The 15,909-nt window shown below is 58.1% G+C and carries 15 protein-coding genes and 1 tRNA gene; 7 read left to right on the forward strand and 9 right to left on the reverse strand.

Annotated elements, in window-relative coordinates; translation table 11 throughout:
- Positions 1-175: 175 nt before the first annotated feature.
- The 6 genes from VG146_14750 to lgt all read right to left on the reverse strand — a co-directional run bounded on the left by VG146_14750 (position 176) and on the right by lgt (position 5,967).
- Positions 176-1,834: a pseudouridine synthase gene (locus tag VG146_14750; GenBank protein HEV2393609.1), complete on the reverse strand. Its 1,659-nt coding sequence runs from the start codon at positions 1,832-1,834 to the stop codon at positions 176-178.
- Positions 1,835-1,919: 85 nt separating this feature from the next.
- Positions 1,920-2,585, reverse strand: coding sequence for a CAAX prenyl protease-related protein (locus tag VG146_14755; GenBank protein ID HEV2393610.1), 666 nt, complete (start codon positions 2,583-2,585; stop codon positions 1,920-1,922).
- Between the two features lie 56 nt (positions 2,586-2,641).
- Positions 2,642-3,319: a hypothetical protein gene (locus VG146_14760; protein HEV2393611.1), complete on the reverse strand. Its 678-nt coding sequence runs from the start codon at positions 3,317-3,319 to the stop codon at positions 2,642-2,644.
- Positions 3,316-4,131, reverse strand: a complete 816-nt coding sequence (locus VG146_14765) for an AAA family ATPase (GenBank protein HEV2393612.1) — start codon at positions 4,129-4,131, stop codon at positions 3,316-3,318. Before VG146_14765 ends, VG146_14760 begins: the two co-directional genes overlap by 4 nt.
- 81 nt (positions 4,132-4,212) lie before the next feature.
- On the reverse strand, positions 4,213-5,175 hold the full coding sequence (miaA, locus tag VG146_14770) for a tRNA (adenosine(37)-N6)-dimethylallyltransferase MiaA (GenBank protein ID HEV2393613.1): 963 nt from the start codon (positions 5,173-5,175) through the stop codon (positions 4,213-4,215).
- Positions 5,176-5,178: 3 nt separating this feature from the next.
- Positions 5,179-5,967: a prolipoprotein diacylglyceryl transferase gene (gene lgt / locus VG146_14775; GenBank protein ID HEV2393614.1), complete on the reverse strand. Its 789-nt coding sequence runs from the start codon at positions 5,965-5,967 to the stop codon at positions 5,179-5,181.
- A gap of 125 nt (positions 5,968-6,092) precedes the next feature.
- Here lgt and VG146_14780 point away from each other — a divergent pair, with 125 nt between their 5' ends.
- The 5 genes from VG146_14780 (at position 6,093) to VG146_14800 (ending at position 10,889) form a co-directional block, all read left to right on the forward strand.
- Positions 6,093-6,581, forward strand: coding sequence for a response regulator (locus VG146_14780; protein ID HEV2393615.1), 489 nt, complete (start codon positions 6,093-6,095; stop codon positions 6,579-6,581).
- A gap of 161 nt (positions 6,582-6,742) precedes the next feature.
- Entirely contained in the window at positions 6,743-8,875 is a 2,133-nt protein-coding gene (locus VG146_14785; GenBank protein HEV2393616.1) for a beta-galactosidase, read from the forward strand.
- A 152-nt stretch (positions 8,876-9,027) separates the two neighbouring features.
- Positions 9,028-10,236, forward strand: coding sequence for a PAS domain S-box protein (locus tag VG146_14790; GenBank protein ID HEV2393617.1), 1,209 nt, complete (start codon positions 9,028-9,030; stop codon positions 10,234-10,236).
- A gap of 113 nt (positions 10,237-10,349) precedes the next feature.
- Positions 10,350-10,595 carry a hypothetical protein gene (locus VG146_14795; protein HEV2393618.1) on the forward strand — a complete coding sequence of 82 codons (246 nt, stop codon included), beginning with the start codon at positions 10,350-10,352 and terminating at the stop codon, positions 10,593-10,595.
- A 123-nt stretch (positions 10,596-10,718) separates the two neighbouring features.
- Entirely contained in the window at positions 10,719-10,889 is a 171-nt protein-coding gene (locus tag VG146_14800; protein HEV2393619.1) for a hypothetical protein, read from the forward strand.
- A gap of 233 nt (positions 10,890-11,122) precedes the next feature.
- Here VG146_14800 and VG146_14805 read toward each other — a convergent pair whose 3' ends face one another.
- The 3 genes from VG146_14805 to VG146_14815 all read right to left on the reverse strand — a co-directional run bounded on the left by VG146_14805 (position 11,123) and on the right by VG146_14815 (position 12,562).
- Complete coding sequence (locus VG146_14805) at positions 11,123-12,133, reverse strand: hypothetical protein (GenBank protein HEV2393620.1); 1,011 nt, start codon at positions 12,131-12,133, stop codon at positions 11,123-11,125.
- Positions 12,130-12,444 carry a hypothetical protein gene (locus tag VG146_14810; GenBank protein HEV2393621.1) on the reverse strand — a complete coding sequence of 105 codons (315 nt, stop codon included), beginning with the start codon at positions 12,442-12,444 and terminating at the stop codon, positions 12,130-12,132. The genes VG146_14805 and VG146_14810 overlap by 4 nt, the downstream gene beginning before the upstream one ends.
- Before the next feature lie 42 nt (positions 12,445-12,486).
- Positions 12,487-12,562 (reverse strand) — tRNA-Arg (locus VG146_14815).
- 487 nt (positions 12,563-13,049) lie between these two features.
- Here VG146_14815 and VG146_14820 point away from each other — a divergent pair.
- Both VG146_14820 and VG146_14825 read left to right on the forward strand, forming a co-directional pair.
- Positions 13,050-13,433 (forward strand): BlaI/MecI/CopY family transcriptional regulator, encoded by a 384-nt coding sequence (locus VG146_14820; protein ID HEV2393622.1) that lies wholly within the window; start codon positions 13,050-13,052, stop codon positions 13,431-13,433.
- Between the two features lies 1 nt (position 13,434).
- On the forward strand, positions 13,435-15,846 hold the full coding sequence (locus VG146_14825; GenBank protein HEV2393623.1) for a M56 family metallopeptidase: 2,412 nt from the start codon (positions 13,435-13,437) through the stop codon (positions 15,844-15,846).
- Positions 15,847-15,909 lie beyond the last annotated feature (63 nt).

Below are 15,909 nucleotides of genomic sequence, written 5' to 3' on the forward strand. Positions count from 1 at the left end.
GGCTTCAGCCGGCAGCAGTGTGTAATTCACCACCCCTGCCCGCTAAAGCCGACGTTCCGCGGCGGCTACAACAAGTTCCCGGTGGCAGTGTCAAGATGCGCTCAGCAGAGGGGGCGCAGAGCCGCAGGGTCCGAAAGCGCTGTCGTCGCTGCGCTTTGCCGCGCGCTGCAAAAGATTATTTCAGCCGGTACCAAACCGTCTTAAGGTAAGCGGGCTCGGCGCGCGTGACGGGAAAATCGGGTGGTTGCGGGGCGTAATGCTTTTGGAGGATGGTTCGTTTCGAGCCCTCGATGGAGGTTTCCAGCGAAAGGACGAATTGTTCAGCCGGCCAGCCGGCGGCGTTGGTCGAGGCCAAAAGCACCCCGGGAGAAGCCAGCAAGGGCAGGGCTGCGGCTACGAGCTTTCCATAATCTTTTTCAACCCGGAACACCCCCGAGCCTTTTGATCGCGAGAAAGTAGGCGGGTCTAGAATTATTGCGTCGAAGCGGCGCCTCTTTCTCGCCAGGCGCCCGAACCAATCGAATACGTCGCCGAAAATAAATTCGTGGGCGCCAGGGTCGAGCCGGTTCAGTTCGAAATTCCGTTTGCCCCAATCGAGATATTTCCGGGACAAATCGAGACTCGTAACTCGATGGCCAGCGGCAGCGGCGCAAACCGAGAAGGCTGAGGTATAGGAAAAGGCATTGAGAATTTCCATGGGCCGGCTTGGGTCACGTCCGGGGAAAAGCGAAAAACCCGCCGCGACATGGCTGCGCAGAAGACGGTGGCGGTTGTCGCGTTGGTCGAGAAATAAGCCGAACGAATACCCTTCATTGAGACTAAGCTCGAACTGCAGGCCGTTTTCGCGGATGTTAAACCGCTCGGAGGCAGCCTCGCCAAGGACCGGACAAGCCAATGCATGAGAGCCAGTCTCCTGAACATTTCTGATGAACAGTTTATGGTAGGCGCCGCGAGATCGGAGTCGCTCGACCCAGTCTCGTAATTTCTCACGTTGTTCGGGGCTCAGCGGCTGCGCGGCTTGAGAGAGGAGGAATTCCCCAAGCCGCTCGACATACCAGCCGGGCTGGCCATCAGCGGCGCCGTGAATGAGGCGCCACGCGTTGGTCGAGGATTGATCGATCAGCGCCCGCCTCAGCGCCAGTCGCGGGTCTGCCGCAAAATCGACCGGCGCGCGGAATGTCACTTCCTCATTTGAGACCGGGTGCTTAATGCTCAGTTCGGCGGCGTGTAAAAAGAGGCGTGAGGCGGGTGAGCCGCCATAGAGGCTGTCCCCGAGAATTGGAAACTCGCTGCTGGCGGCATGGACGCGAACCTGGTGGGTGCGGCCTGTCAGCGGCTCGGCTTGGACCAGAGAACAGGCCTGAAACGCCGCGGGCAAACCCGCTGGAAAAGTGCCCGCGCGCTCAAGACCGGCAGGCGGTCCTCCTGAGCCAAGGGCGCCTAAATGCCGGAAGCGGGTTATGGCCAACTCTCCTCCAATGCCTGCCGGCTTGCTCACGTACTTTGCTCCAAGCCGAACGAGAGACGTTTTGATGGTTAATTCACGCTCCGGCCCGAGGGCGTCCGTCAGCAGAAGATATTTTTTGCGGACAGCGCGCTGGGAGAATTGCTCGGTCAACGAGCGGTTGGCAAGGGGAGTTTTGGCAAAAAGAAGCACACCCGAAGTTTCTTTATCCAGCCGGTGGATGATAGCTAAGGAAGCCCAGCGCGGCTCCCGGTGCCGCAGCCAATCGTAAATGCCCTCGCCTGAAAAGGGGGCAGGCGCATGGGTATTCAGGCCGGGCGGTTTGTTCACCACCAGCAAATGGTCGTCTTCAAAAATCAGGCACGGCAACACCGGGCAATCAAAGCAGAACGCAAACGAAATTTCGTGCTAATTCGTGAAATTATCGTCCTCTCCGTATGGCTTGGAAGGGGTCTTACCAAAAGGTCCAAGCCCCCTTGTAAATCACCCAAAGGCCGAGCAGGAAATTCGTGATGGCATGGGCTGTCATGGCGTCGCCGAGCCTGTTCTTGCGAATCACCAGCCATTGAAAGGCCAGGCCGCACAGAATACCCGCCACCCACCGGTCCGGATGCATCAGGCCGAAGATGACCGAGGTGACTACAAATGATAACCCGTGAAACTGTCCAAGAGGCATCGCGCGGAAATCAATTTTGACAAAATACCGGTAAAGGAAGGAGCGATAAAACACCTCCTCGACCGGTGGCACAACAATGGCAGAACCTGCCAGGCGAACACCCACATGAAACCACGCCAGCGCCTGGCCAAATTCCCGATGGGGGTTTGCGCCTGCGCCCACCGCGCTCAACCTCGGATACAAGCCATCGAGCCCGACCCAAATCGCCCAAAGTGCGATGCCCACGGCAACCGCCTCCCAACTGAAGGCCCAACGCATCTCGGGAACGAACGGGCGAACCTCCCAAAGCATCCAGGCAGCGATCAGCGTTTTCGCCAGATACACCCAATAACGCGATTCGGGGCCGAACTGGCTTTGGAGCGGAGTCAGGACCGCATAGACTGCGAATGGAGCGATGCGCGCCAACTCCGGCGAGGCGGCGAATTTAGCGGGGAGAAACTTCATGGGCCTGCCATCATTCCGAGAGCGGCCTGCCGCGCCAAGCGAAAAGTGAGGCAAGGTTACGGCTCCAGCACCAGCACGGTCGCATGGCCACCACTGACCAGGGTGGCGCTGTCCGGGCCGATGGCCTTTACCCGGAATTCGCCTAACCTCTCACCGATAAAAAGGGTTTTGCCGTTGATAACAGCCGAGGGATGCCGGGGGTTATAGGTAATCCCCTGCAATTTGAGCAGCGCGGGCTTGGGAGGCGCCTGGGCCTGGGAAGTAAGATTTGAGCCGGCCTGTGCAATAGCGGTTTGGGCCGAAGCGGAGGCGGACCCGGCGAGAGGCGTGGGAGCGGGCACGGTGGCCGTCATGTTATCGAGCCCCGGCTTGGGGGCAAAGCCCATATCAGCCCTGGTGAGTGGAACCGAGGCTGACGTAACAGGGGCCGAGGCAGCGGGCATGCGCGTGGACGAGACTCCAGCCGGCGAACCAGGCGTTTCAATCACAGCTTTTCGTAGAGGGGCAATCTGAGGCTTTGAAGCGAGCAAACCGGCTGGGCGTGATGCCATCCAGACCAGCACAAATGCAAGCAATACCAGCACCACAACCGCGATTGGAAGAACGGGGCTTAAGGGCCGAGGCGCCGAGGACAAAGCTTCAACTGGACGAAGCTGTAGAGCGGTTAGTTCGCCGGAAGGACCTTGCTGTTGCGCCTGCTTGGCGCGTTTGAGTGCGTCATTGATGAGGCTCATGCGTGGATGTGCCCTTCCAATTCGCGCACAGCGCGATTGACGAGGCGGAAATCGATTTCAGAGCGTTGTTCGACGAACCCGGCCAGCAGCGCCTTGTCACATAGCGCGTTGACCAACCGCGGGACGCCTTGCGTGTAATGAAACACCCGCCATAAGGCCGGACGCGTAAAACAAGGAATTCCATTCCCACCGCAGAGATGAAGCCGGTGTTGAACATACTGTTTAACCTCGTTGCGGTTAAGCGGGAGCAAGTGATAACGGACCGTGATGCGCTGGCGGAGTTGGCGCAGCCTGGGGTTATTCAGACGGTCCCGCAGTTCGGGCTGGCCCAGCAGCACAATCTGCAGCAACTTGCGGTTGTCTGTCTCGAGATTCGAAAGCAGCCGCACCTGTTCGAGCAATTCCTCGGTCAGGTCCTGCGCCTCGTCGATAATCAGCACCGCCTCCTGCCCGGTTTCAACTTTCTGCAACAGAAACTGGTTAATGACAGCCAGGGTGTCCAGGCGGTCCAGCCCATTGACTGGAAGACCAAACTCCAAGGCAATGGCTTTCATCAGCTCATCCGGGCTCATCACGGGGTTGAGGATGAGGGCGGTGGCGTAGCGGCCATCAAGCTGTTCGAGCATCGCCCGGCAAAGGGTGGTCTTGCCCGCACCCACTTCCCCGGTGAGCTGGACAAAGCCTTTGCGCTCGCGAATGCCATAAAGCAAATGGTTGTAGGCCTCGCGATGCTTGGCGCTATAAAAGAGGAACCGGGGATTCGGCGTGATGTCGAATGGCGGCTCCGTCAGCCCGTAATAGTCCAAGTACACAACGCTTTATCAGCAAAAACGGTGCCGTTAAAGTGAACGATGAGCGACGGAAAACCTCAGCCCAGGAAGAATCCAGCCCTGTCATTCTTTGAGACACATGAACTCCTTCCACAAACACGCCAACCGCCCCGCTGTGGCCTCTGCGCGTTCCTCTGGCCCAAGCCGAACCCAACGCAGCCGCAGCTTTCTGCGAAACCAAGTCATTTGGCGTTTTGCAAATTGACGTGTGCGAATCTTCACCAGCTCGACGGTTTCGGCCAGCGAGCGGACGCCCCGCAAATGCTCGATTACCTGTCGGTATCCGAGGGCTTGTGAGGCAACCTTGTTTTCGCCCAGCCCGGCGTCGAGCAACCCTTGGGTTTCGCCGACCAGCCCACCGCGGAACATCGCCTCCACTCGCGCTTCAATCCGCTGATGCAAGCCGCCTGCCGCCCGCTCCAGGCCAAACAACCACTCCGGCCTAGCCGGGCTGGGGTTGTTTTCCCACGCGGACTGCTGTTGAGAGAAGGGCTGGCCTGTCAAACGGATGACTTCGACGGCACGAATGATACGGCGCAGGTTCTGCCGATCAATCCGGCCATAACAGACAGGATCGCGTTGCTCCAATTCCTCGAGTAACCGGGGTAGCGGGGTTGTCTCCAATTCGGCTCGCAATGTCGCGTCACTTGGCGGGCTTTGGCCTAATCCCTCGAATAATGCTTTAAAGTAAAGGCCCGTCCCGCCGCATAGAATGGGAATTTTCCCGCGCCCCTCGATATCGGCAATGGCAATCTGGGCCAACCGCACGAATTGCGCGGCATCGAAAGGCTGCTTTACGCCCACGACATCGATCAAGTGATGCGCCACTCGCCCGCGCTCGGCTGCAGACGGTTTGGCAGTGCCAATGTCCATGCCGCGATAGACCTGCATCGAATCGACCGAGACGATCTCGCCGCCAATTTTTTCGGCCAACAGCAGGGCTATCTCCGATTTGCCGATTGCGGTCGGCCCCGCTGCCAGCACGATACGGCAATGAAGCTCTGAACCCATGTTTTCTTGCCTCATGGCTTATCTCTTTCCGGATGCTTTTTGCCTGAGGGACAGCCGCGGCAAGCCCCACCACAACAGGAGGCCGGCAGCAAAAATGCCGAGGCTGACTTTTTGGCCGGGTGTGGCCCACCCGTTTAGATAAACCGGGTAGTCGCCGCGAAAGGCCTCGACGAAGGAGCGCAGCAAAGCGTAGCCGCCCAGGTAGCTGGCGAAAACCTGGCCGTCGAATTTCTTTCGGCGATAAAGCCAGGCCAACCCGCCATACAACGCCAGATTCAGCAACGAATCATAAATCTGCGTCGGGTGAAGCGGCACACCCGGAGGGGCGCCGCGAGCGGTTTCAGGAAACGTCACTGCCCAGGGCAGATGGCAGGCTCGCCCATAACAACAGCCATTGAGGAAGCAGCCGATGCGTCCAAAAGCACTGCCCAGGGCCACACTGGGCGCCATCACATCCGCCAATTTCCATAACGGGAGCTTTCGCACCCGCGCATAGACAATGCAAGCCAATGCAGCGCCAATGAATCCCCCATAATAGACCAACCCCCCGTTCCACACCATGAACAACTCCCAAAGCGGTTGCCCGGCAAACCGTTCGGGCCAATAGGAAATGACATACAGCAGACGCGCCCCTGCAATACCCCCGACGATAAGCCACGGTCCAAGGTCCAGCACCTTCTCCCCCGGGATTCCGCCAAATGGCGCCAGCCTGGCAGCAGTCCATATTCCGGCCAGAAAAGCCAACGCCATCATCACTCCGTAGGAGGTGATGATGAGCCGTCCAAGTTGTAAGGCGATCGGATGCACAAGTATCTGCGCCGTTTCGCGGGGACTCGGCCTGCAAAATCCTCCAGGTCAGCGGCCATTATCTCCATAACCGGGGTGAATACCCCATAGCAAGAACAATCCCTACCTTCGACAATCATAAAGATATGCCTGACGATGCCATCTTTCTGCTGGTTGACGATTCAGAGGACGACGTGATTCTGATACGGCGGGCCTTCGCCAAGGGCAACATCCTCAATCCACTGCAAGTCGTCCGCTCGGGCGACGAAGCGATTGCTTATTTCAAGGGCGAAGGCAAATACGCCAATCGCCTCGAGTTTCCTTTGCCGGAGTTGGTATTGCTGGACCTCAAGATGCCCGGTAAGAGCGGCTTTGATGTGCTGACTTGGGTCCGCCAACAACCAAGTCTGAAGGCCCTGCGCATTGTCGTGCTGACTTCCTCTAATGAAATCCGCGATGTCAATCTGGCCTACCAGCTTGGCGCCAATTCGTTTCTGGTTAAACCCGTCGATTTCGACCGGTTCGTCGAGATCAGTCAGGCCCTCCGTGGCTATTGGCTCTGGATGAGCAAAGCCCCTGAAGTCTCTCGTCCCCTGCCGGCTAAGAATATCCCCGTCCGTAGGGACTTGGCTTAGTCAGGGCCTGTTTCAAAAAATAGAATTGCGCCATTCGTCCTCGTTCACGAAAGCCCTGAAAACTCGAGGACGAATGAAACGAAAACGAAATGGCCCTTCGTCCTTCATTCCTCTTCCCTCTTCTATTGATTGTTTTGCCAACACTCTTTACTGATCAGTCCATGCGTCGCACCTGCATTGCCGGCCTTTTCCTATTGTGGGCCATACCGGGTCTGAGTGCCGCCGAGACCAATCACCTTCGGCCCTGGCTCGAGTACCGGACCATCATGTGGGTGGGCGACAGCGCGTATCACGAGCCGAAGAAGCTCCCTCTGTTTTTTCAGCGCTTGCGGGAGATGGGAGTCAACACGGCGATGGCTTATGGGGATGGCGACCTCCAACCGCTGCTGGAGAACCATTTCCCTTATTACGTCGAGAACATGATTAATCGGGGCCTGTGCCTCAAATGGAACTCGAAGGTGCGGGACTGGGATAACTTCATCACGGACTGGTCGAAGGCGGGGCGGCCCGAGTCGGGCCTGGTGCGAGATTATTGCCTGGACGATCCAGAATGGACTGGATGGGCCAAAACCGAGATGCAGAAGCTGGCGCGCAAGAACAGGGAACATCAGCCGGTTGCATATAACATTCGTGACGAGCTCTCGGTTACTTTTTCGGCCAACCCGTTTGATTATGATTTCAATCCGTTGGCCCTTGAGAGCTTCCGGCGCTGGCTTCAGACGCAGTACCAGGATTTGGCCGCGCTCAACAGCGAATGGGACACGCGCTTCGAAACTTGGGACCAGGTCAAGCCTTTCACAACAGACCAGATAAAGGAGCGCATGGCCAGCGGCCAATCGCTCCCACGCGGCAAGCCGGATTGGGGAGAAGTCGCGGCTATCAATTTCGATCCAGTCCAGGCGCGTCAGAATCCGGCGCGGTGGAATTTTTCGCCGTGGGCTGATTTCCGCACCTACATGGACATATCATTGGCGCGCACGTTGGACGGCTTGCGCCAGGCGGCGCACCAGGCGGACCCATCGACCCCCGTCGGCATCGAAGGCACGCAGATGCCTCACGCCTTTGGCGGCTACGATCTGTGGCGGCTTTCCCAGGCGCTGGATTGGGTCGAGCCTTATGACATCGGCTGTTCGCGCGAGATTTTCGGGTCCTTTATGCCCGGCCAGCCGATTGTCACCACCGTCTTTGAAAAGGAGACCAAACCGGCGCGCCGCAGGCTATGGCATCTGTTGCTGGAAGGCGACCGGGGCTGCATCATTTGGTGGAGCGAAGATTGCCTGGACTGGAAGAGTCCGCAGTACGCGCTCAAACCCAAAGCCCGGGCGCTTGAACCGGTGCTTAAGGAAATGACCTCCCCTTTGGCGCGCCTGTTTCTTCGCGCCCAACCCGTACGCGACCCTGTCTTTATCCATTACTCGCAACCGAGTATCCAAGCCGATTGGCTGCTCGAATCCACTGTGGACGGCCCAACCTGGCTGCGGCGCTTCTCGAGTTTCGAGAGCGACCACAATCGCCTGGCCAAGGTCCGCGATAGCTGGCTCAAGGCCTTTCAGGACCTCGGTTTCAGCCCGCAGTTCCTCTCCTCGGAACAAATCCAAGCCGGCCAGTTGCGCCAGGTCCCCGGGGCAGTGCTGGCTCTGCCCGGTTCGCTGGCCCTCTCACAAAAGGAGGAGGAGGAGATTCAATCCTTCCTCTCGGATGGCCACACACTGTTGGGCAGCGGCGGCCCGCCCGGAGCGTTTGACCAACACGGAAAGCTGCGGACTTTCGCCCCTATAAAGGAGTTCCAAGGCCTGGAAACGGCCCCGCTCCAGAGTTGCTTCGCATTGACCCCAGCGCAGCGGCCCAGCTTCAAACCGGGTGACATCAGCGCCGGCCTAAAGGACCGCCTCAAGGCCCAACCCGATTTCGAATGGGCCCGCTGGATTCAAGCCCGCCTCGGGTCGATTGCACCCCAGGTTTTGGTCCCATTGGAGGCCCGCGCCCGCATCCACCGCTTCCGGGTTGCCAAAGGCCAGCTCCTCGCTTTCGAACACAATATCGATTACCAAATGAGCGAAGAGTTGAAGCAAGCCGGGGGCAACGAGGCTCTCGAACAACCGGTACACGTTGAGGCCACGCTCAAAACGCCCATGCACGTCTATGACCTGCGCGCGCAAAAGTACCTCGGCCACACCGCTCGACTCCAATTTACACTCGCTGCGTGGCAGCCCTCGCTCTTCGCGCTGACGCCGGAGCCCTTGAAGGGTCCGGACATTCTGGATGCTTTGAGCGAGAGCGGCGGCGGTGGGTAAGATTAGCTTTTGGAAATGATAATAGATTCTTTTGACTTGGCAAATCGCCCGTTGTGGGTTACGTAAGCTGCGCGCAACGTCGGCGCTTCCGGCCCTGGAGAATGGCGTGAGGTTTCCATGGCGGGCCGGTCCCCGGCGGACCAAGTGTTGAAATGGGCCATTCCAAACCCCCAAAGCCGCGATCCAGCAGAGAACGCCCAGCCGTTGAAGCCGGGGCAGCCAAGCTGGCGGCGCCAGCCCAAGCGATGCTGGCGGCAATAGTCGAGTCCTCGGAAGACGCGATCATCAGCAAGAATCTGCAGGGAACCATTACGAGCTGGAACGCCGGGGCCCAAAGGCTTTTTGGGTATGCGCCGGAGGAGATAATCGGGCAGCCCATTCTGCGCATCATTCCGCCGGAACTGCAGGCCGAAGAAGCACAAATCCTGGCATCGCTCCGGCGCGGGCAGCGTATCGAGCATTTCGAAACCGTGCGGGTTACTAAAGACAAGCGGCGCATCGATGTATCGCTGACGATTTCTCCAATCCGGGATGCGAAAGGTGTGGTGATTGGGGCTTCAAAGATCGCGCGGGATATCAGCGAGCGGAAACGCTCGGAGGCGGAGCTCGAGAAAGCGCGCGGGCTGCTGGCGGAGCAGGCGGCTGGGTTGGAAAAAACGGTTGCCGAGCGGACGGCCCAACTGCGGGAAACGGTCGCCGAGTTGGAGGCTTTTTCCTATACGCTCTCGCATGACCTGCGGTCGCCGTTGCGCGCCATCAGCAACTTTACGCAAATCGTGCTGGAAGATTACGGCTCGACGCTGGCGCCAGAGCCCGCAGAGTTGCTCAACAAAGTGTTGGGCGCCGCCGGGCGAATGGAGCAGTTGATGCAGGACGTGCTGGCCTTCAGCCGCATCTCGCGCCAGCCCATCGAATTGGGCCGTGTCGATTTGGACAGGTTGGTTTCGGAGATAGCCCTCGAACGCCCCGAGCTTCAGTCTGCCGGGACCCAAATCCATATCGAGCATCCGCTGTTGCCCGTGCAGGGCCATGCCCCCTCGCTCAACCAATGCCTGACCAATCTCTTGAGCAACGCCGTCAAATTCGTCGCCCCTGGCGTCGGGCCGCGCGTGCGCATTTTCACCCAGCCGATCGATGGCCGGGTGCGGCTGTGGGTTGAAGACAACGGGATTGGCATCGAACCCGAAGCGCAACACCGGATTTACGAGATTTTCCAGCGTCTGAGCGCCAAGTACGAAGGCACGGGCATCGGCCTGGCTATCGTCAAAAAAGCCGCCGAGCGCATGGGCGGCGCCACCGGCTTTGAATCGCAGCCCGGCAAAGGCAGCCGCTTCTGGATCGAGCTGCCTCAAGTCCAATAGAGTCTTTCCTCAAATGAAAAGCCCACGCTGACGCGTGGACTTTTGGGGCCGACTCTTTCCAAGTCGCGCGCGGGTGAGACCACAAAACTCAACCGCTACCTTGCTTTATTCTAGTGACGCTCCCACCTCTTTGCATTAGGGTCCTTGCCGGGAGGCAATCCCCCCATCCTGCCACGCGCTATTGTTTCCGCTACGTGCGGCTGTTCCAACTCAAGGAGCGGGAGGATGACACCTTCAATTTCGAGCGGGAACCATTCCTTGACCGCTCTGCGCGAGCTGGCCGGCTTGCCTTCGTGCTCGGCCACGTGTACGGTGCCGTGGATTCCGAAACCGAGCCGTTCGACCGACCGCAGTGGTAGCGGGCGGCCTATGCGGCGGCGTTTGTCAGAGCAATGTCACTCATTGATTTCCAGTCCAGCAGCCACTGCGGCCACTCCGCAGACGTTAGAATCGAGCTCCTTCTCAACGGACGTTCCATTCCTGTGGCTCAACTGGGACCAGGCTTTCTGCTGCTCGACGCTCCTAGCGACCACCCGCCCTCTGAGGGCAGCATCGTACTTCGCGTGGACCAGAGCGAGCGGCGTTGGACTGTTCGCCTGCCTGACGGCATCTCCTCTCGTTCCAAGCGGGTGGTCATCGCGGGTGGTTCTTGATTGAGTGCCATACGTAAGACGAGTGCATAATCCACACTCCACATGGTACCCCCGCCCGGAATTGAACCGGGATTTACGGTTTAGGAAACTTCTGCTCCTTTTCTGGGGCCAGACCAGAATCATTCTGGCCTGCTTGCGTTTCTGTGCGTTTGCCAAGGATGAGGCGGGGAACCTTGTAACCCACTTTTGTAACCCCAACGCGGGCATTCCGTAGTCCTTGAGGTGCGTGACCATCATTTCTGTGCCGAAGCCCTCTGAGTAAGAATTGGACAGTAAAGCTGCACATTCAAATTCGTGCTGCCCAAACTCGCAATGGCCTCAATCTGGGCGAAAGGATAAACCAGCGACTGGATTTCTTCGCCAGTGGCCCCCATATAGAACGGGACGACCTCTGTGATGGTCAATTTCTTTACGTCCCGTGGGTTCACGCTGTCCCGGTGCGTCATGACTGCCCCGCCTGCCCGGACATACTTAACGATTTCCGCCGGAGATGCAACCGAACGCTGCTCGCCCGGTTGCATATTTCGCCAGACCAGTTCAAAATCCGCGATTTTGGCGTCATTCCCAAAGCACACCTCGCAGCCAGCTCCTGTCCCGATGCCTGCAAAGCCTATTCCGGCGATTCGTCGCACGAAGAAGACGCCGCGATAAAACTCCTCATCCTTGACCTCTCGTCCCCTCTCCCTGTCGAAGTAGGTTCGCGTTCGCTTTATTCCAAACGTCAAAAGGTTCGTGCTTGATGGCTTCGTAACGAGGTCGCAGCGATGTATGCCGAACTGCTCTACAAACTTGAGTGCACCATCTTCAAGCCGCTTTCCACCGGGCAAGTCTCTCACGGGCTCCCACGTGTGATTCGTTTTGTTGTAGTGGTTCGCAGGAGCGTATTCGTCGTGGTATTTTATCCAGCCCTGGGAGGGCACAACGGTCAACGTGCGTGTCTGTTGTTTATTGCAGAACACCAGCGGGTCTTCATTGGTGTTCGAAAAGCCACCGTGCCGACGGCGCTCATCCCTCAGTGTTAATGCCCCTAAAGCCACCAGGTTGGAGACCGCAGCGGCTGAAAAGTGCTGCGGAACCACCTTGTAAATCCAGAGGGCCGCGGGCAACTGATTTGTTGCCGCAGCCCATTTGATTTCAGTGTCGGGGGGAACCTGAAATCTCAGATACCCAGCGAATGAAGGGCCGTCGGCAGCAAAAGCCGCTCTGGCTACGAGGACCAATAATGCGACGGCCGCCTTTCTCACGGGTTGTTAAAAACGGTCTGGTCCTGCTTCGTGATATCGGCGGGGTTGCCCGTACCTGGGGTATTATTCACGTCCGAGAGATGCTCGCTGAACGCATCCGGCCAACCAGCTACGCGGAACGTGATGACAAGGTGGTTTGTTTCGCCGGCGGTGTAAGCCTTGGAGCCAGCATCGAACCACGCCTGCATCACTGTTTCCGCAGGAGCATTTGTATTCAAGGTGCCCAACATGTTGCCTGCCCAGAGCTTCCCGATATGCCCTGCATCATTCATATCATTCATATCATGCAGTTCGTCACTATCTGTTTGCATGATGGACATGATACACATGCTCCCTGGGACAACCAATATGGCTGGTACCCCCACCCTGAATCGAACAGGGATCTGACGTTTAGGAAACGCCAGCTCTATCCATTTGAGCTATGGGGGCAACCTGCCCGCTGCCGTGAACTCCACGGCAAGCTAATCCAGAACCCTTTCAAAAGGGTTGGCCAATGCCTTTACCGCTATCGACCCAACGGAAAATATTATGCTCTCGCAAAGAGGAACGGCAAACAGAAACGCGATTGCCTGAAAACCACAGACCGGCATGAGTCCAAAACTGTCAAAGTCCTCAACCGGAATGAGGCTCCTGTGGTATCGAAATCGTTGATCCCTGCTCCATTCTGTTCAGGATGGAAGTGCCAAATCAACCGGACGGCACCGATCATCAAGAAGACGTTTCTCAAGGCCGTGCGACTCGAACGGGAAGGGGTCAAAAGTTTCAAGGGTTACCCTTCTGTATTCGCGCCGTGCGGGGGGTTGTTGTGAAGCTCATGCCTTGGAAAGGCGGTCTGAGCAGTTACCGGCTCCTTCGTGCTAACTTTTTAGCATTTTGTTATCGACGCCCTCCGTTTTGATGCTAATATTTTAGCATTATGAACGCCGAAACACACCTCAGCCGACGCGAGCGGCAGATCATGGATGTCTTGCACCGGAGTGGCCGCGCCACGGCTGCCGAGGTGCAGGCGGCTTTGCCTCGGGCGCCCAGCTACTCCGCCGTGCGCGCCCTGCTGCGGATTTTGGAGGCGAAGGGCCATTTGAAACATTTCAAAGACGGCGCCCGCTATGTGTATCAGCCGAAGGTATCGCGGGAAACCGCCCGCCGTTCGGCACTGCGCCGGGTGGTCTCGACCTTTTTTGAAGGCTCGGTGGCGCAGGCCGTGGCGGCGTTATTGGAGACAGCCGACACCCGGCTCGCCAATTCCGAGTTTGAGCAACTCAAGCGCCTGATTGAACAAGCCCGAAAGGATGGCCGGTAAGATGAACGGATGGCTCGAGCCCGTTGCGGGATTTCTTCAGCGCTCTTCTTATCCTGGCCTGCTGATTGAAGTGCTCATCGAGAGTGTGCTGCTGCTGGCCGTCGTGGCTGCAGGTTGCCTGTTCTGCAGGCGCGCGACTGCCGGCACTAAACATCGCATTTGGTTCACGGCAATTGTTTGCCTGGGTTTGCTGCTTTGCCTCAGTCCGGCGCCACATATGTTGCTGAAACCACTTTGGTCTGTTTCGACAGGCATTGATTCAGGCAATCAAGTTTCTGTGTCGCTCAGCCTGGCGCCGCTGGGCAAAAGCGGGCAGGCCGCTTTGCCAGCATCCTCGCCGGAAACGGGTTCCGCTTCTGATAATTCATTGGCTCGGACCGCCGACCGACCCATCGCTGCGCGATTCAGCGCGTCATGGTTCTTCATTCTATTTTTCGCCTGGGCCGGTGGAGCTGTGCTGGGCCTGGTATCCCTATTAGCAGGGGAGCTTCAGCTCGGTCGATTGGCGCGAAAATCGAAGGTGTTGTCCAATCCTGATTGGGGTTTCGTCTTGCACGAAGCGCGCGCCATGCTGGGTTTGCGGCGGGCGCCACGAATCATGCAATCGGCAGAAAACTGCATTCCGTTGACGTGGGGGGCTTTGCGGCCCGTGGTGCTTTTGCCGGCGGCGGCCACGGGGTGGGCTATCGAGAGGCGGCGGGTGGTTTTGCTGCATGAATTAGCGCACGTGAAACGATGGGATTGCCTGACGCAAACGGTCACGCGGATTGTGTGCGCGCTGTTCTGGATCAATCCATTGGTTTGGGTTGCGGCCCGCCGAATGCGCATCGAACGCGAGCGGGCTTGCGATGATTTTGTCCTCAACCGCGGTTGCAAGCCTTCGGATTATGCCGCGCAACTGCTCGACATCGCCAACACTTTTCGTTCCGTGCGATGCGCAACCGGCATCGCCATGGCGCGCCGGGGGCAATTGCAAGGGCGCATAGAGGCGATCATAGATGTCTCGCGCCCGCGCAAGCCTCATCCCATAACTGCAATAGTCGTTCTGGGACTGCTTGGCATCCTGACGGGTTGCCTGGCCGCAACAAGCGGAACGACCGCGCGAGAAGCGGCGGAAAACTCGACGTTGCGCGAGCAGCAGATTGCGCGTCTTGAATCCTTCGCGGCGGTAAAGGAGAAGCAATCGGAACGCTTGGCCGCAATAGCGGGCGAAACCATTTCTCCGGACTTTCAGCGCTTTTTCGAGGCAGCCATCAAGGGGGATTGGCGGATGGTAACAAATCGTTACGAATTCTTCAAACGCCATCACCCTCAATATGCCAACGGCGCCAATTCCATCCCGCAACTTCGCACCGCTTATTGGTCGCCGGTTTTGGAGATTTGCCTCGCCTACGATCACGTCGTTAATTGCGAACCGAAATACACCAAGATATTCGCTGATGGCATCATCAACTCGATTCCTCCCGGCAGCATTTACTTTGGCGGCACGGACCCGGGGCGCGGGGTGCCGACGGCGTTTTGCAAGTCGCAGGCGGATGGCGACCCGTTTTTCACGGTAACACAGAACGCCCTGGCCGACGGCACGTATTTGGAGTACCTGCGCGCCATGTATGGGTCAAAGCTTTACATCCCCACGCAAGACGATTCGCAGAAATGCTTTGATGAATATCTCCAAGACGCCAAGCACCGGCTGGAGGAGCATCAGCTCAAACCGGGAGAAGACGTCAGGGTCAAGAATGGGGCAGTGCAGGTCTCCGGGCAGGTCGCCGTTATGAGTATTAATGCCTTAATTGCCAAGGTCATTTTCGACCGGAACCCCACCCGCTACTTTTTTATCGAGGAAAGCTTTCCACTGGACTGGATGTATCCGCATTTGGAGCCCCACGGACTGATCCTGAGAATCAACCGCCAGCCCTTGGCGGGGTTGCCGGAGGAGATCGTGGCCCGGGATCACGAGTATTGGCGCAGCCTGGTGGCCGGAATGCTCGGAAATTGGTTAGAGGACAACACGTCAGTGGACAAAGTAGCCTCATTTGTGGACCGCATTGATGTCCGCCGGAATTTCCATGGGTTCAGGGGCGACCCGGAGTTCGTCGGGAACGATTATGCCAAGAAATGGGCCTCGAAGCTGCGCAGTTCGATTGGCGGGGTCTATGCGTGGCGGGTCGCCCACTCAAATAACGCCGCAGAGCGACAGCGCATGGAGGCGGAGGCGGACTTTGCCTTTCGCGAGGCCTTCGCAATTTGTCCCGACAGCCCGGAAGTCGTGTTCCGCTATTCGGATTTCCTGGTTAAGGAGAGCCGTCCGAAGGATGCTTTAGTTATCGCAAGCGCGGCGGCAAGGGTGGCCCCGGAGAGCGGCCAGTTCAAAGACCTGGTTGCGAGATTGAAGGAATCGGCGCGAACGAGGTAGGGGACGTGAGCGTGCACGCCGGTTGCAACCGGCTGCATGAAAGGGAGGAAGAATCAGAGCCCT

Source organism: Verrucomicrobiia bacterium, assembly GCA_035946615.1.
Taxonomy (GTDB): domain Bacteria; phylum Verrucomicrobiota; class Verrucomicrobiia; order Limisphaerales; family UBA8199; genus DASYZB01.